The following is a 24,955-nucleotide window of genomic DNA, read 5'->3' as shown; positions in this document are numbered from 1 at the left end:
CGCACCATCCCGGACCTCTGGGCCGCCATCGCCGATGCGCTCCCGCAGTTCACGCCCGCCGAGTGCGCCAACTACTTCACCGCGTGCGGATATGAGCCGGAATGACCGGAAACTGCTCTAGGTCAGCTGCAGCGCTGCCAAGTGGCCCGGAGCACCTTGTCATCCCGGCTTGTAGCTCCTGTATCTCCCGATTGCCGTCCTTGGTGGCTCAGCGAGGGTGGCAGCGGCCGGGAGCCCGTCAGGCCCTCGGGTGGATATGCCGAGCCAGGACGACGTTCCGCCAAGCACGCAGCTAGGAGGCGCGACACCGGTGGCGCTTAAAGCACTTCCTGCTTGTACGGACTCATACCGACCCTCAGCTCAACCACCTGCCGTCGTGTTGCCATGCCGAACTATGCCCACGATCAAAGGCGGCGCAAAAGCTACAACAGAGTCGCCTTACGCTCACCGCGGCCTAAACTTTGTGCGAACGCTTACAGATTAGGCGTGCCGATCTCAGCTTCTTGGTTTTTCAAACAACTTGCATGGTGATCGGGCATGCGGCACTACTAAAGGGGTGTTCCGCTTAGCAGAGATACGCTGCTCATCTGTCGACCGCCGCCTCCGCGACGCGGCTGCGGGGAACTATGCGTAACCGCGACGGCCGCTGGCGGTCGCAATCCTGTCGTCAGTTTGTGACGATGCTGGCATCCACCGAACGCACCTGGGGCTAAACCGGCGCGGGTGCTTGGCGCTCGCCGCATGATCGGTCTAGCCATGTCGCCAGCCGCATCGCACCAGCTTGGAAGGGCCTGCCACTCCCCGCCGCACGTTCTTCCTCGTCCAGCACCCGTTTCCATTGGAAGCACTCCGTGCGCATCACCCGACGCCAGTTCCTTGCCGGAACTTTCGGTAGCCTCGCCTCTGCGACGCTAATCCGTCCCACTGCCGCTACTGCGCAAACCGCGCGCGAGCTGGTGGTCATCAGTTATCCCGGCCAATTGAGCGAGCCGCATCGTTGGCTCGCGGACCGGATGGAGGCGCGTCATCCCGGGCTGCGCATCCGCCTCGTGCCCTCCGACAGCCAGGACGTCGTGGCGCAGATCAAGGCGGGGCAGGGCTATTCGCCCTACGACGTCATGCCCAACGACGAGCCGCCGCACCTGATCGGCATGGGCGAGAACTACCTGCTGCGTCGTGAAGACGCGGCGCTGCCCAATCTCGGCAACGTGGTGCCGGAGCTGCTGGCGAAGAGCGGCGGCTACGGCGTGCCGGCGACCTACTCGCTGATCGGCATCGCGTACAACACGCAGCTGGTGCGCACGCCGCCGCGTTCCTGGGCCGATCTGTGGCGCCCGGAATACCGCGGCAAGGTCGGCATCGCCCGCACCTCCTCCAACCTCGGCCTCGCGACGCTGGTGCAGGCGGCCAAGACCTTCGGCGGCTCGGAGGACGCACTGGACGTGGGCTGGGCGAAGCTGCGCGAGATGGAGCCGCGCGCGGCGCGTTCTCCCGCGGCGCTGACTCAGATGCTGGAGCGCGAGGAGATCGCCCTGGCGCCGCTGTGGAACAACAACACTGCCGCCGCGGCCGGCAAGGGCCTGCCGATCGGCTTCGCGAAGCCCGAGCCGGGTGCCATCGCCATCCTGTCCTTCTTCTCGACCATCGCCGGCACGCGCGAGCCGGCGCTGGCCAACGAGTGGCTGAACGGCATCATCGGTGCCGACTATCAGGCGCGCGCCGCTGCCGCCCCCTACTACTTCGGCCCCACCGTGCGCGGCGTCAGCGTGCCGGAGGATGCGCGCCCCTACACGCCGGCGACGCCGGCGGAGGTGGCCGCGCTGCAAACCGTCGACTGGACCAAGATCGTGCCGGTCCGCGGCCAGCTCGTGGAACGCTTCGACCGTAGCTTCTCGATGTGAGCCGGATCATGGAGAACCGCATGTCCCTGTCCAACACGACCCGCCGCGCCCTGCTCGGGGGCGCCGCCACGACGCTGGCCCTGCCGTCCCTGCTTCGCGCGCAGGAAGCGCGCGAGCTGGTGATCGTGAGCTTCGCTGGCGAACTGCAGCAGCCGCACCAGTGGCTGGCCCGCCGCATGGAGGCGGCGCATCCCGGGTTGCGCATCCGCCTCGTGCCGTCCGAGAGCCAGGACATCGTGGCGCAGATCAAGGCGGCGCAGGGCTACTCGCCCTTCGACGCCATGCCCAATGGCGAGCCGCCGCACCTGACCGCGATGCGCGAGGGCTACATCCAGCGCCTCGACCCCAGCAAGGTGCCCAACACCGCCAACCTGATCCCCGAGCTGGCGGCGAAGAGCGGCGGCTACGGCGTGCCGGCCTCCTACTCGCTGATCGGCATCGCGTACAACGAGAGCATGGTGCGCGAGGCGCCGCGCGCCTGGACCGACCTGTGGAAGCCGGAATACCGCGGCAAGGTCGCCATCCCGCGCGCTTCTTCCAATCTCGGGCTGGGCGTCCTGGCCATCGCCGCCAAGGTGTTCGGCGGCGCCGAGGATCGGCTCGACCCCGCCTGGAGCAAGCTGCAGGAGCTGAAGCCGCAGGTCGGCCGCTCGCCCACGCAGCTGCTGCAGATGCTGGAGCGCGAGGAGGTGGCGATGGCGCCGCTGTGGAACAACGACGCCGCCACCGCCGCCGCCAAGGGCCTGCCGATCCGCTTTGTGCAGCCCGATCCTGGCCCGGTGTCGCTGATCTCCTTCATGTCGGCGATCAGCAACACCCGGCACCCCGAGCTGGTGAACGAGTGGATGAACGGCATCCTGTCGCCGGAGTACCAGGCGATGGCGGCGGGGGCGCCGTACTTCTTCGGCCCCACCGTGCGCGGCGTGGCGATCCCCGACGCGGCCAGGCCTTATACGCCGAACACGCCGGCGGAGGTGCTGCGCCTACAATCCGTGGACTGGGGCAAGATCGCCCCGGTGCGCGGCCAGACCCTGGAACAGTTCGACCGGGTGATGGGCGGATGAGCGAGGCCGCCGATCCCGGCCCGATGGGGCGCGACGTCGCGCGGCAGCCCGAAGTGCTGCGCGCCCTGGCGGCGCGGGCAGAGGCGTTCATCGCGGCCGGGCAGTCCGTGCTGCGGCCGGGACCGGGCGGGCGCCTGATCGTGTGCGGCTGCGGCGACGGGGTGTTCGCCGGTGCCGCCGCGGCGGGCTGGGCGGCGACGCTGGGGCTGGACTGGCGCGCCGCCGGCGCGCTGGAGATGGTGCTGGGCGCCGAAGGCCTGCGCGAAGCGGACCGGGTGATCGCGGTATCCATGTCCGGCAACGTGGACCGCACGGTGGAGGCCGCGCGGGCGGTGGAGGCGCGCGGCGTGCCGATCCTGGCGCTGGTGAACGGCGAAGGCGGCCGGCTCGGCGCCATCGCCGCGGCCAGGGTGTCGCTGGACTTGCCCGACGTGGCGCCTTTCCTGTGCGGCACCTCCTCCTACACCGCGACACTGGCGGCGCTGATGCTGCTGGCCTGCGGCGCGGCCGGCAGCGATACGCGCCCGGACCTCGGTGCCGTGGCCGCCGCGCAGGAAGCGGCGCTGGACGCCGCCGCGGCGGTGCTGCCCGCGATCGGGCTGCCCGCCGGGGTACGCGTGCTCTCGGCCGGAGCGGAGCTGGGCACGGCGCAGTACGGCGCGGCGAAACTCGTGGAGCTAACCCATATCCCGGCTTGGCACGGCGAGCTGGAGGAGTTCGCCCACAGCCAGTACTGGGCCATGCCCGCGGGCGACCTCGTGGTGGTGGTGGCCAGTGATCCCGTGCTGGCCGGCTACGCCGACGAGAGCTGCCACGCCCTGGAAGGGCTGGGGGTGCAAACCCTGGCGGTGGACACCGCCGCGGCGCCGGTAACGCGCGCCACCCACCGCATCACCCTGCCGGCGATCGGCCCGGCCCTGGCGCCGCTGGCCACGGCCCTGCCGCTGCAGCTGCTGGCGGCCTCGCTGGCGCGGCGCGGCGGGCTGGACCCGGACACCCGCGCTCACCTGAAGCAGGATGCCGTGCGCTTCCGCGTCAGCCGCCAGCTCACCCGCCGTTCTCTCCTGGGGACGGGGCAGTGAGGCGGGCTGGCGGGGACGGGCTGCGGTGAGGGACGCGCCGCGCCTGCTGGTGGTGGGCTACCTGTCCATCGACGCCCTGGCCGTGCCGGGCGCGCGCTGGGACAGCATGCCGGGTGGGGCGGCGCTCTACGCCGCGCTGGGCGCGCGCCGCGCCGGGGCGCGGGTGACACTGGCCGCCGCAGTGGGGGAGGACTTCCCGCCCGCCTGGTTGGACATGCTGGCGGCGATGGGCCTGGACCTGTCCGGCGTGCAGCGCCGCCCCGGCGCCACCCGCCGGGCGCGGCTGCAGCACGGGACGGCGGGTGAGCGCGCTTCCCCGCACCACGGGGATCCCGCCTGGCACGAGCGCTCGGAGGCGATGCTGCCCTGCCTGCCGGCCTCGCTGGACGGCTTCGACGCGGCAGTGGCGGGGCCGGTGCCGCCGGTGCTGCTGCCGCAGCTGCTAGCCGCGGCCACCTGCCCGGTGGTGGCGGATACCAGCGAGGTCTTCGCCGCGCTGGAGTGCGAGGCCGTGCTGGCGGCGCTGCCCGGCCTTACGGCTTTCGCCCCCAGCATCGCGGAAACCCGCCTGCTGCTGCCGGAACTGGACGACGACGCGGCGGCGCGCTCGCTGGCGGCGCGCGGCCCATGCGTGCTGCAGAAGCGCGGCGCGGCTGGCGCCTTGGCGGTGGCGGGCGGCGTCGCCACCGCCATCCCCGCCCCGCCCGCCCGGGTGGTGGACCCGACCGGCGCCGGCGACGCCACCGTGGGGGCGCTGGCCGCCCTGCTGGCCGCCGGGCTGCCCTTCACCGCCGCGGCGCGGCAGGCGATGGAGGTCGGGGCCGCGGCGGTGTCGGCCCCCGGCCCGGCGGCGCTGGGCTTCGCGCCATCCCCCCGGAACCCCGAACCGACCGGCCGGAGGCCCGCATGAGCCACCTCCTCGTGGATGCCGTGAGCCTGAGCTACGGCCCGCTGGCGGTGCTGCGCGCGTGCAGCCTGTCGGTGGAGCGCGGCACCGTGCTGACGCTGCTGGGCCCTTCGGGCTGCGGCAAGACCACGCTGCTGCGCGCCATCGCCGGCTTCGTGGAACCCGGGGCGGGGCGCATCCGCGTCGCCGGGCACGACATCACCACCCTGCCGCCCGAGCGGCGCCAGGTCGGCTACGTGTTCCAGAACTACGCGCTGTTTCCGCACCTGACGGTGGCGGACAACGTCGCATACGGGCTGCGCATCCGTCGCCGTCCGCGCCGCGAGGTGGCCGAGCGCGTGGCCGCGGCGCTGGAGTTGGCGGCGCTGGGCCGCTTCGCGGACCGCTACCCCGCGCAGCTCTCGGGCGGGCAGCAGCAGCGCGTGGCGGTGGCCCGCGCCCTGGTGCTGGAGCCCTCCGTGCTGCTGCTGGACGAGCCGTTCAGCGCGCTCGACGCGCAGCTTCGGCTGACCATGCAGGTCGAACTGCGCAAGCTGATCGAGCGCGTCGGCATCACCGCCGTATTCGTGACCCACGACCAGGGGGAGGCGATGGCGCTGTCCGACACCGTGGCCGTGATGCGCGACGGTCGGGTGGAGCAGGTCGGGCCGCCGCTGGAGATCTACGACCGGCCGCGCACGGACTACGTGGCGGGCTTCATCGGCCAAGCCAACCTGCTGCCAGTGCGGGTGCGCGGCGGCGCGGTGCTGGAGCTGGGCGGTCTCGCCACGGCGCTGCCCGATGGCGCGGCGACCCTGGTGGTGCGGCCTGAGAACCTGCGCCTGGAGCTAGGCGAGGGCGCGGGCTGGCCGGGCACGGTGAGCTTCAGTACCGCGCTCGGCCCCACGGTGGAATACGAGGTGCTGCCGGGCGGCCCCCTGGCCGGCGCGCCGCCGCTGCGCGCCGCGGTGCCGCGCCGCGCCGGGCAGCCCCCCATCCCGGCCGGCACCGCCGTGCGCGCGGTGCTGGCCGACCCGACGGCGGCGGTGTTGCTGCCGCGCGACGCGGCGGGGGTGCCAGCATGAGCGGCGCGGCGAGCGCGGGACCGGGCGCGCTATGGCGCCGGCCGCTGCGCGGCGGCGGGTTGTGGCCGGCGGTGCCGGCGCTGCTCTACCTCGCGGTGTTCCTGGTGCTGCCGATCGTCACGCTGCTGCTGTTCGGCTTCGTGCGGATCGAGCGCGGGCGCTTCGCCGGCGGCGGGTTCACGCTGCAGCCGCTGCTGGCGGCGCTGGGCGACCCCCTGGTGTGGCGTCTGGGCTGGCGTTCCTTCTGGGTGGCGGCGGTGTCCTCCGCGCTGACGCTGGTGCTCGCCTACCCCGTCGCCTTCTGCTACGGCGCGCTGCGCGGCTGGGCGCGCACGCTGATCCTGGTGGCGGTGATCTCGCCGCTGCTGACCAGCGCCCTCGTGCGCGCCTATGCCTGGCTGGTGATCCTGGGCGGGCGGCGCGGCATGCTGAACCAGGCGCTGCTGGGCCTGGGCGTGATCGACGAGCCGCTGCGGCTGCTCAACACCGACCTCGCCGTGCTGATCGGCATGACGCAGATCCACCTGCCCTTCATGGTGCTGCCGCTGCTGGCGGTGCTCAGCGAGCGCGACCGGCGGCTGGAGGAAGCGTCGCGCAACCTCGGCGCCTCGCGCACCGGGACCTTCTTCCGCGTCACCGTGCCGCTCAGCCTGCCGGCCATCGTGGCCGGGCTCGCGCTGGTGTTCGCCGTGTCCTACACCAACTTCATCGTGCCGCAGCTGCTGGGCGGCGGCGCCTATTCCACCCTGGCGGTGCAGGTGTACGAACAGACGGTGGTGGTGCTGGACTGGACCCGCGGCGCGGTGCTGGCGACGCTGCTGCTGGGGTCGTGCTTCCTGTTCGTGCTGGCGATCGTGGCGGCGGGCGCACGTTTCTCGCGCTGGAACGAGCCGCGCCGATGAGCCGCCGCGCCCCCTTGTCCGCCCTGGACCGCTTCGGCCTCGCCGCCCTGGTGCTCGTCACCGGCTTCTCGCTGCTGCTGCTAGTCGGGCCGAGCCTGATCGTGGTGGCGATTTCCTTCGAGCCGCGGGCCTATATCTCCTTCCCGCCCTCCGGCTTCTCCTGGCGGTGGTACGAGGCGCTGCTGGGCCGGCAGCAGCTGATCGACGCCGCGCTGGTGTCGCTGCGCATCGCCGCGATTACCGCGATGGTCTGCCTGGCCCTGGGCGTGCCGGCGGCCTTTGCCGGCGTGCGGGGTCGCTTTCCCGGCAAGGCGGCAATGAACGCCTTCCTGCTGGCGCCGCAGATGATGCCGGGCATGGTGATCGGCATCGCCACGCTGTTCTTCGGCGCCTACTTCGCCTTCCGCGCCTCCGACCTGATGCTGGTGACCAGCCTGTCGGTGTTCTGCATGCCCTTCGTGATCCGGGTGGTAATGGCCCGCCTCGCCGGGCTGGACCCGAAGCTCGACGAGGCCAGCGCCAATCTCGGGGCGCGGCCGCCGGAAACCTTCCTGCGCGTCACCCTGCCGCAGCTGGCGCCGGCGCTGCTGGCCGCCGCCGCCTTCACCTTCATCGAGGCCTTCGACAACGTCACCGTGGCGCTGTTCACCTCCGACGTGCGGGCGCGGCCCTTGCCGGTGGAGCTGTACTACCTCGTGCAGTCCGACGGCTCGCCGCTGATCGCCGCCATCTCGGCGCTGGAGATCGGGCTGTCCTTCCTGGCCCTGCTCGCCATCGCCGCCACCGTGGGGCTGGAGCGGCTCGGCCGCTGAGCGCCCCCCATCACGCCCGGGATTCCATGACCGACTTTTCCGCCCGCACCGCGGCGCTAACCGCCGAGCCTTCGCGCGACGACGCGCACGACCCCGCCCGCCTGGCCCGGGTGGGCCGCACGCGCGAGGAGATGCTGCGCCAGGGTGCGGCGGTTTCCGACACCCTGGCGCGCGAGGCCGGTGCGGTGCGCGCCCTGGCCGGGCGCATCGCGGGGCGCGGCATCGAGCGGGTGGTGATCGCCGGCTGCGGCGACAGCTGGTTCTGCGGCGCCGGCGTGCGGCACGCCTGGGAGTTGCTGCTGGGCTGGCCCACGGAAGCGGCGCAGGCGCTGGACTACGCCTGCTACGGCGCGGCCGCGGCCGACCGGCGGACCCTGGTGCTGGGGCTGAGCTCGGGCGGCAACACGCCGGCGGTGATGAAGGCCCTGGCCGCGGCGCGGGCGCGCGGCGCCATGACGGTGGGCGTGTCCAACACCGCCGGCAGCCCGGTGCTGGCGGAGTCCGAGGCAGGGCTGGTGGTGCACGCCACCCGCAAGGGCTGGCCCACCCAGTCCTCCACCGCGACCATGGCGCTGCTGGCGGCGGTGGCGGTGGCGGTGGCGGACGCGCTGGGGCGCGACGCCGCGGCACTGCGCGACGAACTCGCGCGCCTCCCCAACCTGCTGGACGCCGTGGCCGCGGGCCATGATGCGGCGATGCGGGCGGCCGCGGAGGATTTCGCGGCCGCGCAACTGGTGCTGTTCACCGGGTTGGGCCCGAACGGTGCCGCCGCCAGCTTCGGTGCCGCCAAGCTGCGCGAGTTGTCGCCGATCCACGCCGTCGCGCAGCCGCTGGAGGAGATGCACCACTACCGCGCCCAGAAGCGCGGCGACCCGCTGCTGCTGATCGCCACCGACCCCGCCAGCCGCGAGCGGGCGCTGGACACCGTGCTGGTCAGTGCCGCGCGGGGCGGCCGCACCGTGGCGCTGCTGGCCGCGCCCGACGCGGAGATCGCTGCGCGGGCGGAACGCACGGTGATCCTGCCCGCCGTGCACCCGGCGCTGGCGGCGCTGGTGTCGTCGGTGCCGCTGCACCTCTTCGCCTTCCACTTCGCCACCGCGCGCGACGCCCTGGGGCTGGGCTATCCCGGCGCTTTCCCCGGAACCTGACGTCCGATGGTGGAAGCCTTCGCCGCCGGCGGCATGATCGTGGACAACGTCGTCGCCGCCGACGGCACCGTGCGCACCGGCAGCATGGGCGGCAATGCCGTCTACGCGGCGGCGGGCATGCGGGTCTGGCTGGACCGCGTCGGCATCGTCGCTCTGGTGCCGCGCAACTACCCGCCGGCTTTCCTGGAAGCGCTGGCAGCAGCGGGGATCGACACCGCCGGGCTGCGGGTGATGCCGGAGGACGTGGACCGCTCGGAATGGTTCTTCTACCGCCCCGACGGCAGCCGGGTGGACGGGCTGCACGCGGCCGAGGGCGCGCTGGCACGGCACGGGTTGCACCCGGGACGCCTGACGCCCAACGAGGCCCGGCGCTTCGAGGCGCAGCTGCGCGACGCGCCCGAGGCCGGCCGCTCCTTCGGCGCTTTCCGGCGCGAGCATCCCGTTCAACCGGAACACCTGCCCCACAGCTTCCGCGCGGCACGCAGCGCGCATCTCGGCCCCAACCGGGCGGATGCTGCCTTCGCCCTGGCGACGGCGCTGCGCCGGCCGGGCTTCCGGCTGACGCTGGATCCCGGCGGGCAGGCGGCGGCGCTGCTGCCCTTGCTGCCGGAACTGCTGCCAAGGCTGGACGCCATCCTGCCCAGCGAGAAGGAACTGGCCGTGCTGGTGCCGGAGCGGCCGGCGGAGGCCGCGCTGGCCGCGCTGCGGGCCGGCGGCGTGCCGGTGGCGGCGGTGAAGCGGGGCGGCCGCGGCGCGCTGCTGGATGCCGGGCAGCCCGTGGCGGTGCCGGCGCTGCCGGTGCGGGCGGTGGACCCGACCGGCGCCGGCGACGCCTGGTGCGGCGGCTTCCTGGCGGGCTGGCTGCGCAGCGGCGACCCGCTGCTGGCGGCCTGCTGCGGCACCGTGTCCGCCTCCTTCGCGGTGGAAGCCTTCGGGCCGCTGCACCTGCTGCGGGTGGACCACGCCGCGGCGCTGGCACGGTTGGAACAGCTGCTCGCCCTCCTGCCGCCCGGAACGGCGCCGCGCAACATCGACCTCCTCCGATCGGGAACCATCACGGCATGACACCGGACACCCTCGAAGCACTCGGCGCGAAGCACGGCCCGGTGGTCATCGCCGCCCTGCACCTGCCCGACCTCAGCGTGCGACGCGAGCTGTCGATGGGGTTCCTGGAGGACTACGCGCTGCGCAACGCCGCGGTGTTCGCCGAGGCCGGCGTGCCCGCACTCATGCTGCAGGATCAGACGCGGCAGGTCGGCCCGGCCAGCCCGGCTACCGTGGCCGTCACCGCCGCGCTGGGGCGGCTGATCCGGCGGGAATTCCCGGCCATGGCGCTGGGCATCATCGTGCAGGCACACGACGCCGTCGCGCCGCTGGCCATCGCCCATGCCGCGGGCGCGTCCTTCGTGCGGCTGAAGGTCTTCGTGGGCGCCGCCATGACGGCGGAAGGGCCGCGCAACGGCTTGGCGGTGGAAGCGCGCAGCTATCGCCACGAGCTACGGCGCGACGACGTCGCCATCCTGGCGGACGTGTTCGACCGCACCAGCCGGCCGCTGCTGGACGTGCCCCCCGCCGAAGCCGTGCTGATGGCGGAGAAGCTGGGCGCCGACGGGCTGATCCTGACCGGCGGCTCCTTCGCGGACTCGCTGGACCGCGTGCGCGCCGCCCGCGCCGCCGGGGCGCGCCGCCCGGTGCTGATCGGCGGCAGCGTCACGGAAGCCAACCTAGCCGAGGCGCTGGCCGTGGCTGAGGGCGCGGTGGTGTCCACCTCGCTGATGCGGCCCGGCGCGTCGCCGGAGGACGTGCTGCAATGGGATGCCGACCGCACGCGGCGCTTCATGGACGCGGTGCGCGCCCTGCCGCCGCGCCGCGCGGCGTGATGGCCGGCACGGATCGCGACCTCGCCGGCTATCGCGGCCGTCCCCCGAACATCCGCTGGCCCGGCGGGGCGCGGCTGGCGGTGTCGGTGGTGGTCAACGTCGAGGAAGGGGCGGAACTGTCGATCGGCGCCGGCGACGAGCGCAACGAGCACATCTACGAGGCGGTGGAGCGGGTGGAGGGCGCCCGCGACCTGTGCATGGAGAGCCACTTCGCCTACGGCACCCGCGCCGGCTGGCCGCGCATCCGCGCCCTGCTGCGGCACTACGGCGTGGCGGCGACGCTGAACGCCAATGGCCGCGCCCTGGCCCTGTCGCCCTGGATCGCGGCGGAGGCGGTGGCCGACGGGCACGAGGTGTCCTCGCACGGCTGGCGCTGGGAACGGCACGTCCACATGGCGGAGGCGGAGGAGCGCCGCGTCATCGCCCGCTCCGTGGCGGCGATCGCGGCCGCCGCCGGCACGCCGCCGGTGGGCTGGCACACGCGCTCCGCGACCTCGCTCAACACGCGTCGGCTGCTCGCGGAACATGGCGGCTTCCTGTACGACAGCAACGCCTACGACGACGACCTGCCCTACGTCGTGCAGGAAGCGGGGCGGCCGCACGTGGTGCTGCCCTACAGCTTCGACACCAACGACATGCGCTTCTTCAACAACGGCGGCTTCGTGCAGGGCGACGACTTCGCGCGCTACTGCATCGCCGCCTTCGACCGGCTGCTGGCCGAGGGGGCGGACGCGCCGCGCATGCTGTCGGTGGGGCTGCACCTGCGCATCATCGGCCGGCCCGGCCGGATCGCCGGGCTGGAGCGCTTCCTGGCGCACGTCGCGGCCGCGCCTGGTGCCTGGTTCGCGCGGCGCGACGGCATCGCCCATGCCTGGCGGGACGGGATGGGCCTGCCGCGCTGGGTGCCTAGCCCGACGCCCACGGATTTCGCGCCGGATGCCGCGCCGCCCGGCAGCGCCGTGCCCGCCGCGGGTGACGTGGCGTGAGCCGGCGCGCCGCGAAGGGGGTAGCGCCGTGAGCGGCCGCGACCTGCTGGGCTATGCCGGCCAGTGGCCCGACCTGCGCTGGCCCAACGGCGCGCGGCTGGCCGTGTCCGTGGTGGTGAACTTCGAGGAAGGCGCCGAGCAGCAGGTGGGCGACGGCGACCCGCGCAGCGAGCGCATGGGCGAGGTGCTCAGCGTCGTGCCCGACGGCGTGCGCGACCGGGGGCAGGAGGGGATCTTCGGCTACGGCATGCGCGCCGGGCTGTGGCGCATGCTGGACGCGCTGGACGACGCCGCTATCCCCGCCACCTTCTTCTGCTGCGGCCGCGCGGTGGAGCGGGTGCCCGAGCTGGCGCGCACCGTGGCCAGGCGCGGCCACGAGATGGCGGTGCACGGCTGGCGCTGGCGGCCGCACGCGGACTATGCCGATCCCGCCACGGAAGCCGCCGACCTCGACCGCTGCGTCGCGGTGATCCGCGATGCCACGGGCGAGGTGCCGACCGGCTTCTTCTGCCGTGGCGGCGAGAGCCCCTGGACCCGCGGGCTGCTGCGCGAGCGCGGCTTCCTGTACACCTCCAACGGGCTGGACGACGACCTGCCCTATTACGACCGCGACGGCGGGGCGCCGCTGCTGGTGCTGCCCTACGCCTTCGACAGCAACGACATGAAGTTCTTCCACCCCAACGGCTTCGTCCGCGCGCGCGAGATGGTGGACTACGTGGCCGACGCGCTGGCGGTGCTGGAAGCGGAAGCGGCGCGTGGCCGGCCGCGGCTGCTCAATATCGGTTTTCACCTGCGGATCTGTGGCCGCCCCGGACGCTTCGCCGCGTTTCGCGACGTGCTGCGGATACTGGCCGACCGCGGTGACGCCGTCTGGGTGGCGCGGCGCGACAGCATCGCCCGCGCCTTCCTGGTGGCGCAGCCGCCCGGGGGCTGAGGGCGCGCGCGATGCGGCTGCTGCTGCTGAATCCCAACACCTCGGCCAACACCACCGCGGCGATGCTGGCGATCGCGCGCGACGCGGCGCCGGATGGCGTCACGCTGTCGGGCGCCACCGCTCCGCACGGCGCGGCGCTGATCACCGAGGCGGCGGCGCTGGCCACCGCGGCCGGGGCCGTGCTGTCCCTGGTTCCGGCGCTGCGTCAGGACCCGCCCGACGGGGTGGTACTGGCCGCTTTCGGCGACCCGGGGCTGGAGGAACTGCGCGCGGCGCTGCCCTGTTCCGTCACCGGCCTGGCGGAAGCCGGCATGGCCGAGGCCGCCGCCTTCGGCCGCGGCTTCGCCGTGGTCACCACCACCCCCGGGCTGGTGGACAGCATCACCTGCCTCGCGGCCGGCTACGGCCATGCCGCGGCTTTCCGCGGCGTCTACCTGACCCCGGGCGAGCCGGCGGCAGTGATGGCCGACCCGGCGCGGCTGCGGGAGGCGCTGGCCCAGGCCTGCGAGGCGGCGGTCGCGGCCGGCGCCGGGGCGCTGGTGATCGGCGGCGGTCCCCTGGCCACCGCGGCCCGCGCCCTGGCCGGCCGCTTTCCCGTGCCGCTGGTGGAGCCGGTGCCGGCGGCGATCCGGCTGGCCCTGGTGCGTGCAGGGGGCTGATAGCGCCGGGCCTTCGACGCGGGAGAAACAGTAGAGCCGGAGGGAGGTATCCTCCCGGACTCTCTTCTATCGTCGTGAGTCCTGGGGTGCGCTCATGGCCAGCGGTGTTCTCCTCAGACTCCCGAAAAAAGGAGGGGGTCCGGGGGAGTTCACTCCCCCGGCCTTTCCCGCCGCTTCAGGCGCGTCCGCTCGGGCGGTAATGCGGCTCGTCGCCGAGTCCGTCGAGGTAGCCGTCGTAGAAGCGGCGCACATGCGGCATCACCGCCGCCGCCATCACGCGCCGCGCTTCTTCCGCCGCGGTGAGCGGACGGGCCAGTTGCGCCGCGAGTTCGGCCAGCACGGCGTCACGGTCGATCCGGGTGAAGCGGCCGTCGCGATACACCACCTCGCCGCCGATCATCACCGCGCGGATGGCGGCGGGCCTGGCGCGCTGCACCAGCACGTCCACCAGCGGCAGATCCGGGCTCTGGTAGGGCCAGGTGACCGCCTTCCAATCCAGCAGCACGAGGTCCGCCGCCATGCCGGGCCGCAGCTGGCCGATGCGGCCGGCGAAGGGCGTGGTGGCGGCGCCGTGCTCGGTGGCCATGCGCAGCACGGCGGCGGGGCTGGGATGCGGCGCGTCGATGCCGGGCTCCCGGTGGGCGCGCAAGACCAGCCGCATTTCCTGCAGCATGTCGCGGTCGTCGTTGATGCCGGCCTCGTCGATGCCCAGCGCCACGGGGATGCCGGCGGCGCGGAAGCGGTTCACCGGCGCCATGCCGCTCTTGAGCCGGAAGTTGGAGGAGCAGTTGTGGCAGAGGCGGGTGCCGGAATGGGCGCAGCGCTCGATATCCTCCTCCGTCATCCACACCCCGTGCCCGAGGGTGAGCTGCGGCCCGGCCAAGCCGAGGCGCTCGATGAAGCGGAAGGCGGAGCCGCCGGTGCGCCGGCGCGCGTAGGCCTTCTGGTAGGGCGTTTCCAGCAGGTGCATGTGCATCGGCGCGCCGGTCTGCGCCGCTAGCTCCGCCGCCGTGTGCAGCGCCGTGTTGGAAAGCCAGTGCAGGTTGGCGGGCGCGAGCTGCACCTGCACCAGCGGGTCTGCGACGTGGCGCGCGCGCAGGGCGTGGAACACTTCCACCTGCTGGGCCAACGGCATGGTGAAGCGGCGGAAGTAGTCGGCCATGTCCGGGCGTAGCGCTTCGGGCAGCCGCGCCACGAAATCCTGGTCGTCGGCGTAGACCAGCCGGTTCTGGTCGCGCAACGCCAGCGAGTAGGAGGCGCGCATCCCGACCTCGCGATACGCGCCGGTCACCGCCGCGGCGGCGGCCAGCACCTGCTCGGGCGAGCCGGGCGCGCGGCTGTGCAGGTGCTGCACGGTGGTCACGCCGCTGCCGATCATTTCGAAAGCGGAGAACAGCGTGTCCAGCCGCAGGTCCACGTCGCGCAGCGCGAGACGGCTGGCGAACCACAGTTCCAGCGGATGGTCGGGCGAGCCCAGCTGCAGCGGCGTCAGCCCGACATGGTGGTGCGCGTTGACCAGGCCGGGCATCACCACCGTGTCCGCGCCGCCCAGCAGGGTGGCGTCGGGGTGGGCGCGGCGCAGCTCCGCCGCCGGGCCGACCGCCTGCACGATGCCGTCGCCCACCAGCACCGCCGCGTCCGCGTGCAGCAGGGGGGCGTCGTCGACGCCGAAGCCTTGCAGTACGGTGCTCCCCTGCACCAAGGTCAGCATGGTGCTGCGCCCAACGCGCCTGCCAGTATCTGTCCCGGCGCAGCCCGTTCCAGTGCTTTCTCAAGGGATGGAGCGGGATGGTCCGGATGCCGCGTGGGAGACTGATCATAGGTGTGTTGATGAAGCATTAGGCCCTCGTTCTCCGGCCGCGTCAGGGACCATCTCAGAAGCCTCGTGTCCAGGAGCATCGTCAAGGCTCTGCCAGGTTTGCGGCCTAATCGGGCCCTGGCAGAATTCTTGCGATGATAAAATCTCCAGCCGCTCATTGCCGTGAGCTCGCGGAGGAACTCCTCCTGTCCCGCCAATAGCGGCTTGCGGTAGCCGCCGATCTGGGCCGGGGCCGTGCTGCCGGTCTCGCGCACCCGCCGCACCAGCTTGATCGCGGCTGATGCGCTGACCGCGAAGCGGGCTGCCGCCTCCCGTGCCGAGGCGCCCTCCTCGACAGCCCGCACCAGGCGCTTGCGTAGGTCCTGCGACAAGGGTGGCATCATCACCAGCCTCGCTGCTCCATCAGCAGCGTCGAATCAGAACCCGTGAGTCCGTGCAAGCAGGAGGTGCTCTAGGTGTTCGTGGCGTCGAAGAGGCGGAACACCGCGTCCGGGTACTGTGTCCAGCGCAGACGGCTGCTGGAAGCTTGCAAAATCGCGTCGAAGTGTAGGAACAGCATCGGCGCGTCCTCCACCAGCTTCGTCTGAGCCTGCCGATACAGCACGGCACGTGCGTCGGGCGAGGCTTCGGAGCGGGCACGCTCCAGCAGCGTCGTGACCTCGGCGCTGTCGTAACCTGCGAAGTTGTTGGGCCCACCCTTGGTGAAGTAGTTGAAGGTGTTGCCGTCCGGGTCGTAGCGGCCGCTCCAGGGCGCCATGCACAGGTCGAAGTCGCGTTGGCGTAGGACGGTGATCAGGCTGGTTGGATCGATCTGACGGATTTCGACCCTAAAGCCTGCCGCGCCGGCCTGCGCCTGAAGAACCTGCGCGATTCGCACGAGTTGGGGCGAGTTCGTGACGGTGATCGTCACCGGGACCGGGGCATTCGCCCCTGCCTCCGCCAGCATGGCCTTGGCGCGTACCGCGTCGAAGGGGATGCCCCTCTGCGCCTCGTCGAAAGCCCAGCCCACGGCTGGCGAGAGCGGGCCGTGCGCGACACGGCCGGTGTTGAAGTAGACGACGCGCTGGATGACCTCCGGATCGACGGCCGCCGTGAAGGCCCGGCGGACGCGCGCGTCGCTGAAGGGCGCGCGGGTACAGTTGAAGGCGAAGGCGTTGAAGCCCAGGCTCGGCATCTGCGCGACGCGGACGCCGGCTTCCCGTGCCAGGCCCGCCACAGCCTGGGGCGGAACGCTGTCGATCAGCTGCAGCGTGCCAGAGCGCAGATTGGCCAACCGTACTGTTTCGTCAGGGAGCGGGCGGTATACGAGGCGGTCGAAATTCCTGGGCGGCCCCTGCCAGTAGCCGGGAAAGCGTTCCAGCACGAGTTCGGCGTTCTTGGTCCAACTCGCGAGCTTCCAGGGCCCGGCGCCCACGGCCTGAGAGGCGAAGTCGGCGCCCAGCCGCTGCACCGCAGTGGGCGACACTATCATGCCCGCGCGGTTGGTCAGCACCAGCGGCAGCGGCGCATAAGGAGCGCTGAGCGCGATCTCGAAGCTGCGCGGCCCGGTTACAGTGACATCCTTCAGCGGGCCGAAATCGGCGCGGCGGATGGAGCCGCTAGCCGGGTCCATGTAGCGGTCAACGTTGGCCTTGACCGCCGCCGCGTCGAGCACCGTGCCGTCGTGGAAAACGAGGTTCTCGCGCAGCGTGAACACGTAGCGCAGCGGGTCGGCCATTTCGTAGCTGGCCAGTCCCGGCACCACGGAACCGTCGGGGCGCGCCGCCAGCAGGGTCTCGTGCAGGTTATAGAGCACCTGGGTTTCGAAGAAGGAGGCGGAAAAGGCCGGGTCCAGCGTGACCGGGTCGGACACCACGCCGATGTTCAGCGTGCCGCCCGCTGCGCCCGGGGTAGCACCTTGCGCGGCGGCTCCCCGGGCCGCGAGCAGGGCGGGGGTGGCAAGCGTGGCGCCGAGCAGTGCGCGTCGTGTGGTGGCCATGGCGGCGTCTCCGTCAAGTCGGTTGCGAAAGGGTCCTAGTCACGCGGGTCCAGGCGGTCGCGCAACGCGTCGCCCAGCAGGTTGAAGCCCAGCACGGTGAGGAAGATTGCCACACCCGGGAACCAAGCCAGCCAGACAGCCTGGTCGAGGAAGCCCACCGCGTCGTGCAGCATGTTGCCCCAACTGGGAGTGGGCGGCTGCACCCCCAGGCCCAGGAAGGACAGGTAGCTCTCGGTGATGATGGAGGAGGCCAGCAGCAGTGAGGCTTGCACCATGATCGGCGACAAGGCGTTGGGCAGCACGCAGCGCAGCAGGATGCCGGCCTCGCCGAAGCCCAGCGCGCGTTCTGCCGTCACGAAATCGAGGTTGCGCAGCGCCAGCGCCTGCCCGCGCGCCACGCGCGCCAGAACCGGCAGGTTCACCGCCGCAATCGCCGCCACCGTGACCGGCAGCGAGGCGCCCAGCGCCGCAGTGATCCCCAGCGCCAGCAGGATGCCGGGAAAGGCAAGCAGAACGTCCATGCAGCGCATCAGCATGCTGTCTGTCCAGCCGCCAAGATAGCCAGCGACGAGGCCGATCGGCGTGCCGAGGAGCAGCGCCGCCGCGACGCTCGACAGCCCTACCAGCAGCGACACACGCGCCCCTTCAAGTATGCGCGCCAGCACATCGCGGCCGAGATCGTCGGTGCCCAGCAGGTGCGTGGCCGAGGGCGGCGCCAGGGTCGCGAGGAAGTCTGGCGCGGCCGGGTCGTAGCCGCTCGCTCCCGGACCGAGCAGGCCGGCCAGGAGCACCGCCGCCACCAGCACCAAGCCGAGCAGGCTGCGCGGCTCGCGCAGCAGCCGCCACCAAGCCGAGGCATCGCCCCGTGCCGGCGCTACGGCGCTCACCGCCGGGTCCTCAGCCGCGGGTCGAGCACGGCGTAGAGCAGGTCGGTGGCGAGGTTGATCAGCACGAACAGCGTGGCGGTCACCAGGATCGCGCCCTGCACCACGGGGAAGTCGCGCGCGAAGATCGCGTCCACCGTCAGCTTGCCGATGCCAGGCCAGGAAAAGACGCTCTCGGTGATCACCACGCCGCCCAGTAGCTGCCCCAGTTGCAGCCCCACTAGCGTCACTACCGGCAGCAGGGCGTTGCGAAGGCCGTGCCGCCACACGACGCGCCGGCGCGACAGCCCCTTCGCGCGGGCGGTGCGGATGTAGTCGGTGGCCAGCACCTCGATCATAGCCGCGCGCGTCATGCGCATGGTGGAAGCCGCCATCGCCGCGCCCAGCGTCAGCGCTGGCAACACCAGGTGCGCGAAGGCCGCGCCCGGGTCCTGCAGGAAGGGTGCATAGCCGGAGGATGGCAGGAGCGGCACGCTGATCGACAATCCCAGGATCAGCAGGATGCCCAGCCAGAAGCTCGGCAGGGACAGGCCGAACAGCGCAATCACCGAAGCCGCGAGGTCGGCCAGGCTGTTGCGCCGCGCCGCTGCCACGATGCCGGCGGGAATGGCGATCAGCAGCGAGACCACGGTCGCGGCCAGCCCGAGTTGCAGTGTTGGCACCAGCGCCGCACCCACGGTGGCCGTGACCGGCCGCCCGGTCTGGATGGAGCGGCCGAGATCGCCCACCAGCACCTGACCGAACCAGGCCAGGAAGCGCACCGGCAGAGGGTCGTCCAGCGCGTATTTTGCGCGCAACGCGGCGATCGCGGCAGGATCGGCTTCCATCCCCAGCATCGCCGTGACCGGGTCGCCTGGCACCAGCGACAGCAGCACGAAGGATAGCACGCAAAGGCCGAACAGCACCGGCAGCAGCGACAGGAGGCGGCCCAGGATCATCCGCACGGCAAGGCCTCCTCGCTCATGAGTCCTCCGCCGCCGGCACGCGGTCCCGCGCCCGACGATACGCGGCGATGCGCGCCGCGACCGGCCCGACTTCCAACCCAGGCGTTGCCATCTCCGGCAGGGAGGGCAGCACTTCGGCGAACAGGCAGGCCGATCGCTGCCCCGGCGCCACGGGGCGTAGCGGCGGGTGCTCGCCCTCGCGGCATACCGCGCGCGTCTCCGGGCAGCGCCCGGCGAAGCGGCAGCCGGGCAGCGGGGCCGCGGGGTCGGGCGGCTCGCCCCCGAGCGGCGTGTGGTTCCGCGCGCCAACCTCGGTGCGCGGCGCCGCGGCAAGCAGGGCGCGGGTGTAGGGATGCCGGGGATCGCGGAAGAGCCGCTTGGCGGGCGCGGTTTCCACCAGCCGCCCCGCGTACATCACCGCCACCCGGTGGGCGAGATGACGCACCACCGCCAAGTCGTGCGAGATGAACAGCAGCGCCACCCCGGTGTCGCGCTGGAGGTCCTGTAGGAGGTTCACCACCTGCGCCTGCACTGACACGTCTAGCGCCGAGACCGGCTCGTCGCACACGATCACCTCGGGCTGCACCGACAGAGCCCGAGCGATGGCCACGCGCTGCCGCTGCCCGCCGCTGAACTGGTGCGGAAAGCGGTCGAGCTGGGCGGGCGACAGGCCCACCTGCTCCATGAGAAGGGCGGCGCGGCGCAGGGCCTCCCGCCCGTCGCAGAGGCCGTGCAGGCGCATGGGCCGCACCAGCACGTCCCGGATGCGCTGCCGCGGGTCGAGCGAGGCGAAGGGGTCCTGGAACACCACCTGGATGCGGTGCCGCATCGCCCGCAGCGCCCCGCCCCGCAGCGCCCGCAGGTCGGTGCCGCCGAGGCGCAGCGTGCCCGCATCGGCCTCCTGCAGGCGCAGGATCAGCCGGCCCAGCGTGCTCTTGCCGCAGCCGGATTCGCCCACCACCGCCAGGGTTTCGCCGCGATCGAGCTGCAGGTCCACGCCGTCCACGGCCAGCATCCGGCGGTTGCCGGGCAGCGGGAAGCTTTTCCGCAGCCCCGCGGCGACCAGCAGGGGCTCAGCCGTGGCGTCCCGCGGCCCTGCCGCACCGTCCCCGACCGGCACGGTGCCGGCGGCCCGTGGCGCGGCAGTCACGCTGCCATCCCCGCGGCCAGATCCTCGACCGGGGCGCGCCAGCAGGCGGCACGGTGATCCGGCCCCATCTCGCGCAGCGGCGGCTGCTGCGCGCAGACCGCCGCCACGAAGGGGCAACGCGGGGCGAAGCGGCAGCCGGGCGGCGCGGCGCCGGGTGCCGGCATGCGGCCGGGGATCGGTTCCAGCCGCTCCGCCGTGCCGGACAGCGAGGGCATCGCGGCCAGCAGCGCCAGCGTGTAGGGGTGCTGCGCGGCGCGGAACAGCGTGGCGGCGGGCGCCTGCTCCACCACGCGGCCGGCATACATCACTGCCACCTCGTCGGCGATCTCGGCCACTACGCCGAGATTGTGGGTGATGAAAAGGATTGCGGCGCCGGTGCGCTCGCGCAGTTCCAATAGCAGGCGCAGGACCTGCGCCTGGATCGTCACGTCCAGGGCTGTGGTGGGCTCATCGGCGATCAGTAGGCGCGGCTCGCAGGCCAGCGCCATGGCGATCATCACGCGCTGGCGCAGGCCGCCCGACAGCTCGTGCGGGTAGGCGTCGAGCCGGCGCTCGGGGGCGGGCACCTGCACCTGGCGCAGCGCTTCCAGCGCGCGGGCCCGGGCGGCCGCCGCGCCTAGGCCGCGATGCACGCGCAGCGTTTCGCCGATCTGGTCGCCCACGGTGAAGACCGGGTTGAGCGAGGTCATCGGCTCCTGGAAGACCACCGCCATGCGGTCGCCGCGCAGGCGCGTCATGGCGCGCTCGTCGAGGCCGCGCAGGTCCGTTCCCTCGAACTCCAGGGCCTCAGCGGCCACCTCGTGCGCACCTTCGGGCAAGAGGCGCATCAGCGCCATGGCGGTGACGCTCTTGCCCGAGCCGGACTCACCCACGACGCAGAGGATGCGGCCGGGGTCGAGACGCAGCGACACCTCCTGCACCACGGGAACGCGGCGGCCGGGTGGGCCGAGCGAGACGGTCATCCGGTCCAGGTGCAGGACGGGGTGCGGCCGGGTGGCAGCCGGGGGGCTGCCCGGGGCAGGGGGCGGGTCCTGTGCCGCCGTCATGTCGCCACCAGGGCGCGGAGCTCGGCCGTGCTGGGCAGCGCCGCGAAGGCGCCTGGGCGGGCCACGCTCAGCGCCGCGGCGTGCTGCGCCGGCACCACGGCGGCCTCCAGGCTCCGGCCCGCGGCCAGCAGGGCCGCCAGGAGGCCGCAGAAGGTGTCGCCCGCCCCCGTGGTGTCCACCACCCGCGCGGCAGGCGCCGGGATGTGCCGCGCCGCCTCGCCCTCGTCGAGCAGGCAGCCTTGGCCGCCCAGCGTCACCACGGCGCGGGCGGCGCCGAGGCGGCGCAGCGCGAGCACCGCGGCGGGGCCATCCTCGCCGGTCAGGGCACGGGCTTCCACGCCGTTGGCCACCACCACCGCGCAGCGCGCGAGCAGGCTGCGCGCCCCGGCGCCGAGGAGCGCGGGCTCCAGCGGCGCGGTATTGAGCATCACCCGCGCGCCGCGCGACGCGGCAGCCTCGAGGGCCGCGAGCGTGGCCGCAGCGCCCAGGTTGCCCTGGAGCAGCAGCCAGTCACCGGCCGCGAGCCCCGCTGCGAAGGCCGCCGCTGCCCCAGGGGAGAACCCTGCCGCGCAGCCGCCGGAGGTGACGATGCTGTTCTCCCCATCGGGGGACACCAGCAGCACCGACAGGTCCGTCGCCGCCGCCGTCGCCGGCAGATTCAGCACGGCGAAATCCTCGGCGCGGAGCCGGCGCGCGATCTCCCGGCCCTCGCCGTCCTCGCCGACGGGGGCGCAGAATCCCACCGGCACCAGCCCGCTGCGCGCCGCCACGGTGGCCTGGTTCAGCCCCTTGCCGCCCGGCGCGCGCACCGCCATCCCGCCCACCAGCGTTTCCCCCGGTCCCGGCAGGCGTGGCACCGGCAGGCTGATGTCCAGCCCCGCATTGCCGAGAACGAGGAGACGGCTCACGCGTCGGGCTTGCACGCGGGCCGGGCACGGTCCGCTTCGCGCATGAAGGCGCGCAGGCGCTCCGGGTCCACCGGGTTCCACCACACGCCGTCGTGCTTGAGGGAGCTCGCCACGATCACGCCGTCGGCGGCTTCCAGGATGTCGCCCACATTGTCGGGGGTGACGCCGGACCCGATCACCACCGGCAGCGCCGTGCCGTCGCCGATGGTGCGGATCTCCTCCATGGTAGCAGCGTCGCCGGTTCGCTGCCCTGTGGCGATGGCCACGTCGGCGTCGAAGAACTCCACGTCGCGCGCCAGTTCGGGGATCGAGCGGTCCGCGGTGATGGCGTGGGCGCCGTGCTTGACGTGAACGTCGGCGAAGACCTTCACGTCGCGGGCGTGCAGCTGCGCGCGGTAGCGGGTGGCGAGGGCCGCCGGGCCTTCCACGAAGCCCTCGTTGGCGACGTAGGCGTTGGCCCATTGGTTGACGCGGATGAAGCTGGCCCCGGCCGCTTTGGCCACCGCGATCGCCTGCACCGCGCCGTTGGCCAGCACGTTGACGCCCACCGTCAGCCCGGCGGCGCGGCGCACCGCCTCGGTCATCACCGCCATGCAGGCGGCGGTTTCGGGGCCGAGGTGCTCGGGCTTGCTGAAGGGGATGTCGCCGTGGTTCTCGACGATCAGCCCGTCCACGCCGCCGTCGCGGTAGCGCAGCGCCTCGGCCACGGCGAAGGCGGTGATCTCCGCCATCGGCTGGCCGTCATAGCCGGGGCTGCCGGGCAGCGGCAGCGAGTGGATCACGCCGATCACCACCTTGCGGCGGCGGAACAGCGCTTCCAGCGCATGCGGCTTGGGGCGGAAAACGGGCTTGGCCGGCATCAGCGCGCGTCCCCGCCATCCTGCCGCGTCACCCAGGCGAGGGCATTGCGCCAGAGCCGGGCATAGCCGGGCCAGCGCACGAAGTCGTCGGGCAACCAGTGCGGCCCGATATCGGAGGTCCAGGCGAGGGTGCGGCCCTTCCCGTGCCGGCCCGTCACCAGCAGCGGGTGGCCGCCCTGCTCCTCCGGCAGCCGGGCCAGGACTTCCACATCCTCGCGCTCGCGCAGCACCACCTCGTTGGCCCCGAGCAGCAGGGGCCAGTCGCCTTCCAGGCCGCGCAGGATCGGGTGCGCGCGGTCGCTGGTGATGGCGGGGCGGAAGCCTTCCGGCACCTCCAGGCGGTCGTCGAAGGGCAGGCAGGTGACGGGCAGCGCGTCCTCCACCGGCGTGCGGTGCCAGTGGCCGCGGCCGTCGATGCCCTGAAAGGTCAGGTAGCCGCCGATCATCATCAGCCCGCCGCCTTCCGCCGCCCAGTCGCGGATCAGCTTCAGCCGGTTGGGCGTGGGCTTGCCGTGCAGCCAGACCGAGGGCGGCAGCAGCAGCGTGTTGGCGCCGATGTCGGACAGGATGATCGCGCGGTAGCGGCGGAGCGCCTCCACCGTGAAGGGGAAGCCTTCCGCGGCCTCGTGCGCGGTCATGTAGGTCAGGTCGAAGGCGCTGTCGCGCAGCGCCGCCACCAGGGGTTCCGCGCCCTTGTGGAAGGTGACGCTGCCGAACTGGTCGAAACCTTTGTAGTGGGTGGCGGCGCTGACCCAGCTTTCCCCCACCAGCAGGACCTCGGTGCGTGACATTCAGGCGTCTCCCGTTGCGACTTGGTCGTGGCGACCGGTGCGGCGGCGGGGCGGCGGCGCGACGGAGCCGCGCTCCACCAGCACCACCGGTAGGCGTCGCGGCTGCGCCGGCACCGGCAGGCCCGCGATGTAGTCGAGCAGCGTTTCGACGCCGCTGCGGCCGATCTCGGCCACCGGCTGCCGGATCGCGGTGAGCGGCGGGTCGAGCAGGTGCAGCGGCCCGACATCGTCGAAGGCCACCACGGACAAGGCCTCGGGCACCGGCACGGCCAGGGCGCGGGCGGCGGCGAGCACCCCCAGCGCGGTTTCGTCGCTGGTGGCGAAGACCGCCGTGGCGGATGGGACCGCCCGCAGCAGGCGCTCGGCCGCGCTGCGCCCCTGCGCGGCGCTGTAATCGCCGTAATCCTCGAACACGATCCGCGCCGCGGGGTCGGCCGCGTGCACGGCCTCGGCGAAGCCGGCGTGGCGCTCCACGGTGCTGAGCAGCCCGCGCGGCCCGCCGAGAAAGGCCAGCCGGCGGTGCCCGGCGGCCAGCAGGTGTCGGGCGGCCAGCATGCCGCCGCGATGGTTGTCGGCAAAGACCCGTGGCGCCCAAACGCCGGGCACATCCTCGTCCAGCAGCACCACCTTGCCGACGCTGGCGATGGCCTGGGCGAGGGCGCCGTCGTCGGCGTGATTGGTGACGAAGAGCAGCCCGTCGGCGTAGTCGCGCCCCAGCCGCGACAACTCACGCAGTTCGTGGCTGACGCGGTTGCGGGTGGCACAGACCAGGAGGTCGCTGCCCCGCTCCTCCGCCGCGCGCTCCACCGCGTCCACCAACAGGGCGAAGAACGGGTTGGCGATGTCAGGCACGATGAGACCGATCGTGTCCGAACGCCCGCGGCTCAGCCGCCGCGCATGGGGGTTCGGCCGGTAGCCTAGGGTCTTGATAGCTTTCTCGATACGGCCTGCCGTTTCCGGAGGCAGGTCCAGCGTCCGGTTCAGGAAGCGCGAGACAGCAGCCACCGATAAACCGGTCGCACAGGCCACATCCCGCAATCTGACGACTGGTGGCCTTGCTTCTGACTGGGAAGGCTGCCTAGGCACGGGTAATCCTGTAAACCGGTTTACAAACGCTATGCCATAGGGCCGTACCGTCAAGCCGGAAACTGCATCAGCTGCCCACGTCCGACTGGCTCAGCGACGATAGGAAGCAAGCAGAGATCGAGGCCCCATGGCAGGCACACAGCCAGCAGC

24 protein-coding genes and 1 pseudogene are annotated in these 24,955 nt (G+C 72.7%); 14 read left to right on the top strand and 11 right to left on the bottom strand.

All coding sequences use genetic code 11. The annotated features are described in order from the left end of the window. The 14 genes and pseudogenes from ACLIBK_RS21770 to ACLIBK_RS21705 all read left to right on the top strand — a co-directional run. A pseudogene (locus ACLIBK_RS21770) lies at positions 1-105 on the top strand (IS630 family transposase); the annotation flags it as partial. Between the two features lie 746 nt (positions 106-851). Continuing rightward, complete coding sequence (locus tag ACLIBK_RS21765; protein WP_415389409.1) at positions 852-1,901, top strand: ABC transporter substrate-binding protein; 1,050 nt, start codon at positions 852-854, stop codon at positions 1,899-1,901. A 20-nt stretch (positions 1,902-1,921) separates the two neighbouring features. Then, positions 1,922-2,965 (top strand): ABC transporter substrate-binding protein, encoded by a 1,044-nt coding sequence (locus ACLIBK_RS21760; protein WP_415389408.1) that lies wholly within the window; start codon positions 1,922-1,924, stop codon positions 2,963-2,965. After that, positions 2,962-4,047, top strand: a complete 1,086-nt coding sequence (locus ACLIBK_RS21755; protein WP_415389407.1) for an SIS domain-containing protein — start codon at positions 2,962-2,964, stop codon at positions 4,045-4,047. The genes ACLIBK_RS21760 and ACLIBK_RS21755 overlap by 4 nt, the downstream gene beginning before the upstream one ends. A 25-nt stretch (positions 4,048-4,072) precedes the next feature. After that, positions 4,073-4,957, top strand: coding sequence for a carbohydrate kinase family protein (locus ACLIBK_RS21750; RefSeq protein WP_415389406.1), 885 nt, complete (start codon positions 4,073-4,075; stop codon positions 4,955-4,957). Further along, positions 4,954-6,018 (top strand): ABC transporter ATP-binding protein, encoded by a 1,065-nt coding sequence (locus ACLIBK_RS21745; RefSeq protein WP_415389405.1) that lies wholly within the window; start codon positions 4,954-4,956, stop codon positions 6,016-6,018. The genes ACLIBK_RS21750 and ACLIBK_RS21745 overlap by 4 nt, the downstream gene beginning before the upstream one ends. Continuing rightward, entirely contained in the window at positions 6,015-6,920 is a 906-nt protein-coding gene (locus tag ACLIBK_RS21740; protein WP_415389404.1) for an ABC transporter permease, read from the top strand. The genes ACLIBK_RS21745 and ACLIBK_RS21740 overlap by 4 nt, the downstream gene beginning before the upstream one ends. After that, positions 6,917-7,732 (top strand): ABC transporter permease, encoded by an 816-nt coding sequence (locus tag ACLIBK_RS21735; RefSeq protein ID WP_415389403.1) that lies wholly within the window; start codon positions 6,917-6,919, stop codon positions 7,730-7,732. Before ACLIBK_RS21740 ends, ACLIBK_RS21735 begins: the two co-directional genes overlap by 4 nt. Positions 7,733-7,758: 26 nt before the next feature. Further along, complete coding sequence (locus tag ACLIBK_RS21730) at positions 7,759-8,880, top strand: SIS domain-containing protein (RefSeq protein WP_415389402.1); 1,122 nt, start codon at positions 7,759-7,761, stop codon at positions 8,878-8,880. Positions 8,881-8,886: 6 nt separating this feature from the next. Then, the gene (locus ACLIBK_RS21725) at positions 8,887-9,945 is read left to right on the top strand and encodes a carbohydrate kinase family protein (protein WP_415389401.1); all 1,059 of its coding nucleotides are present in this window, start codon (positions 8,887-8,889) and stop codon (positions 9,943-9,945) included. Continuing rightward, complete coding sequence (locus ACLIBK_RS21720; protein ID WP_415389400.1) at positions 9,942-10,760, top strand: BtpA/SgcQ family protein; 819 nt, start codon at positions 9,942-9,944, stop codon at positions 10,758-10,760. The genes ACLIBK_RS21725 and ACLIBK_RS21720 overlap by 4 nt, the downstream gene beginning before the upstream one ends. Continuing rightward, positions 10,760-11,746, top strand: coding sequence for a polysaccharide deacetylase family protein (locus tag ACLIBK_RS21715; RefSeq protein ID WP_415389399.1), 987 nt, complete (start codon positions 10,760-10,762; stop codon positions 11,744-11,746). The genes ACLIBK_RS21720 and ACLIBK_RS21715 overlap by 1 nt, the downstream gene beginning before the upstream one ends. Before the next feature lie 28 nt (positions 11,747-11,774). Continuing rightward, positions 11,775-12,680: a polysaccharide deacetylase family protein gene (locus tag ACLIBK_RS21710; protein ID WP_415389398.1), complete on the top strand. Its 906-nt coding sequence runs from the start codon at positions 11,775-11,777 to the stop codon at positions 12,678-12,680. Positions 12,681-12,691: 11 nt separating this feature from the next. Then, positions 12,692-13,339 carry an aspartate/glutamate racemase family protein gene (locus ACLIBK_RS21705; protein WP_415389397.1) on the top strand — a complete coding sequence of 216 codons (648 nt, stop codon included), beginning with the start codon at positions 12,692-12,694 and terminating at the stop codon, positions 13,337-13,339. A 175-nt stretch (positions 13,340-13,514) separates the two neighbouring features. Here the strand turns inward: ACLIBK_RS21705 and ACLIBK_RS21700 are convergent, their stop codons facing one another. From ACLIBK_RS21700 to ACLIBK_RS21650, 11 genes are all read right to left on the bottom strand, one after another. Continuing rightward, the gene (locus ACLIBK_RS21700) at positions 13,515-15,050 is read right to left on the bottom strand and encodes an amidohydrolase family protein (protein WP_415389396.1); all 1,536 of its coding nucleotides are present in this window, start codon (positions 15,048-15,050) and stop codon (positions 13,515-13,517) included. Continuing rightward, positions 15,044-15,538, bottom strand: coding sequence for a hypothetical protein (locus ACLIBK_RS21695; protein WP_415389411.1), 495 nt, complete (start codon positions 15,536-15,538; stop codon positions 15,044-15,046). The genes ACLIBK_RS21700 and ACLIBK_RS21695 overlap by 7 nt, the downstream gene beginning before the upstream one ends. Before the next feature lie 71 nt (positions 15,539-15,609). Next, a complete protein-coding gene (locus tag ACLIBK_RS21690) occupies positions 15,610-17,136 on the bottom strand; it encodes an ABC transporter substrate-binding protein (protein WP_415389395.1) in 1,527 nt (508 codons plus the stop codon). Between the two features lie 35 nt (positions 17,137-17,171). Next, a complete protein-coding gene (locus ACLIBK_RS21685) occupies positions 17,172-18,023 on the bottom strand; it encodes an ABC transporter permease (protein WP_415389394.1) in 852 nt (283 codons plus the stop codon). Next, positions 18,020-18,958: an ABC transporter permease gene (locus ACLIBK_RS21680; protein WP_415389410.1), complete on the bottom strand. Its 939-nt coding sequence runs from the start codon at positions 18,956-18,958 to the stop codon at positions 18,020-18,022. Before ACLIBK_RS21680 ends, ACLIBK_RS21685 begins: the two co-directional genes overlap by 4 nt. Before the next feature lie 22 nt (positions 18,959-18,980). Then, positions 18,981-20,114 carry an ABC transporter ATP-binding protein gene (locus ACLIBK_RS21675; RefSeq protein WP_415389393.1) on the bottom strand — a complete coding sequence of 378 codons (1,134 nt, stop codon included), beginning with the start codon at positions 20,112-20,114 and terminating at the stop codon, positions 18,981-18,983. Then, complete coding sequence (locus ACLIBK_RS21670) at positions 20,111-21,160, bottom strand: ABC transporter ATP-binding protein (RefSeq protein WP_415389392.1); 1,050 nt, start codon at positions 21,158-21,160, stop codon at positions 20,111-20,113. Before ACLIBK_RS21670 ends, ACLIBK_RS21675 begins: the two co-directional genes overlap by 4 nt. Next, positions 21,157-22,068, bottom strand: coding sequence for a PfkB family carbohydrate kinase (locus ACLIBK_RS21665; RefSeq protein ID WP_415389391.1), 912 nt, complete (start codon positions 22,066-22,068; stop codon positions 21,157-21,159). The genes ACLIBK_RS21670 and ACLIBK_RS21665 overlap by 4 nt, the downstream gene beginning before the upstream one ends. Further along, complete coding sequence (locus ACLIBK_RS21660; RefSeq protein WP_415389390.1) at positions 22,065-22,928, bottom strand: BtpA/SgcQ family protein; 864 nt, start codon at positions 22,926-22,928, stop codon at positions 22,065-22,067. Before ACLIBK_RS21660 ends, ACLIBK_RS21665 begins: the two co-directional genes overlap by 4 nt. Continuing rightward, positions 22,928-23,719: a glutamine amidotransferase gene (locus ACLIBK_RS21655; RefSeq protein ID WP_415389389.1), complete on the bottom strand. Its 792-nt coding sequence runs from the start codon at positions 23,717-23,719 to the stop codon at positions 22,928-22,930. Before ACLIBK_RS21655 ends, ACLIBK_RS21660 begins: the two co-directional genes overlap by 1 nt. After that, complete coding sequence (locus ACLIBK_RS21650; RefSeq protein WP_415389388.1) at positions 23,720-24,748, bottom strand: LacI family DNA-binding transcriptional regulator; 1,029 nt, start codon at positions 24,746-24,748, stop codon at positions 23,720-23,722. It abuts the gene before it with no gap. Positions 24,749-24,955 lie beyond the last annotated feature (207 nt).

The sequence above is a fragment of the Roseomonas sp. BN140053 genome (assembly GCF_047690175.1).
Lineage (GTDB): Bacteria > Pseudomonadota > Alphaproteobacteria > Acetobacterales > Acetobacteraceae > Roseomonas.
This window is presented reverse-complemented; position numbering and strand designations above follow the sequence as displayed.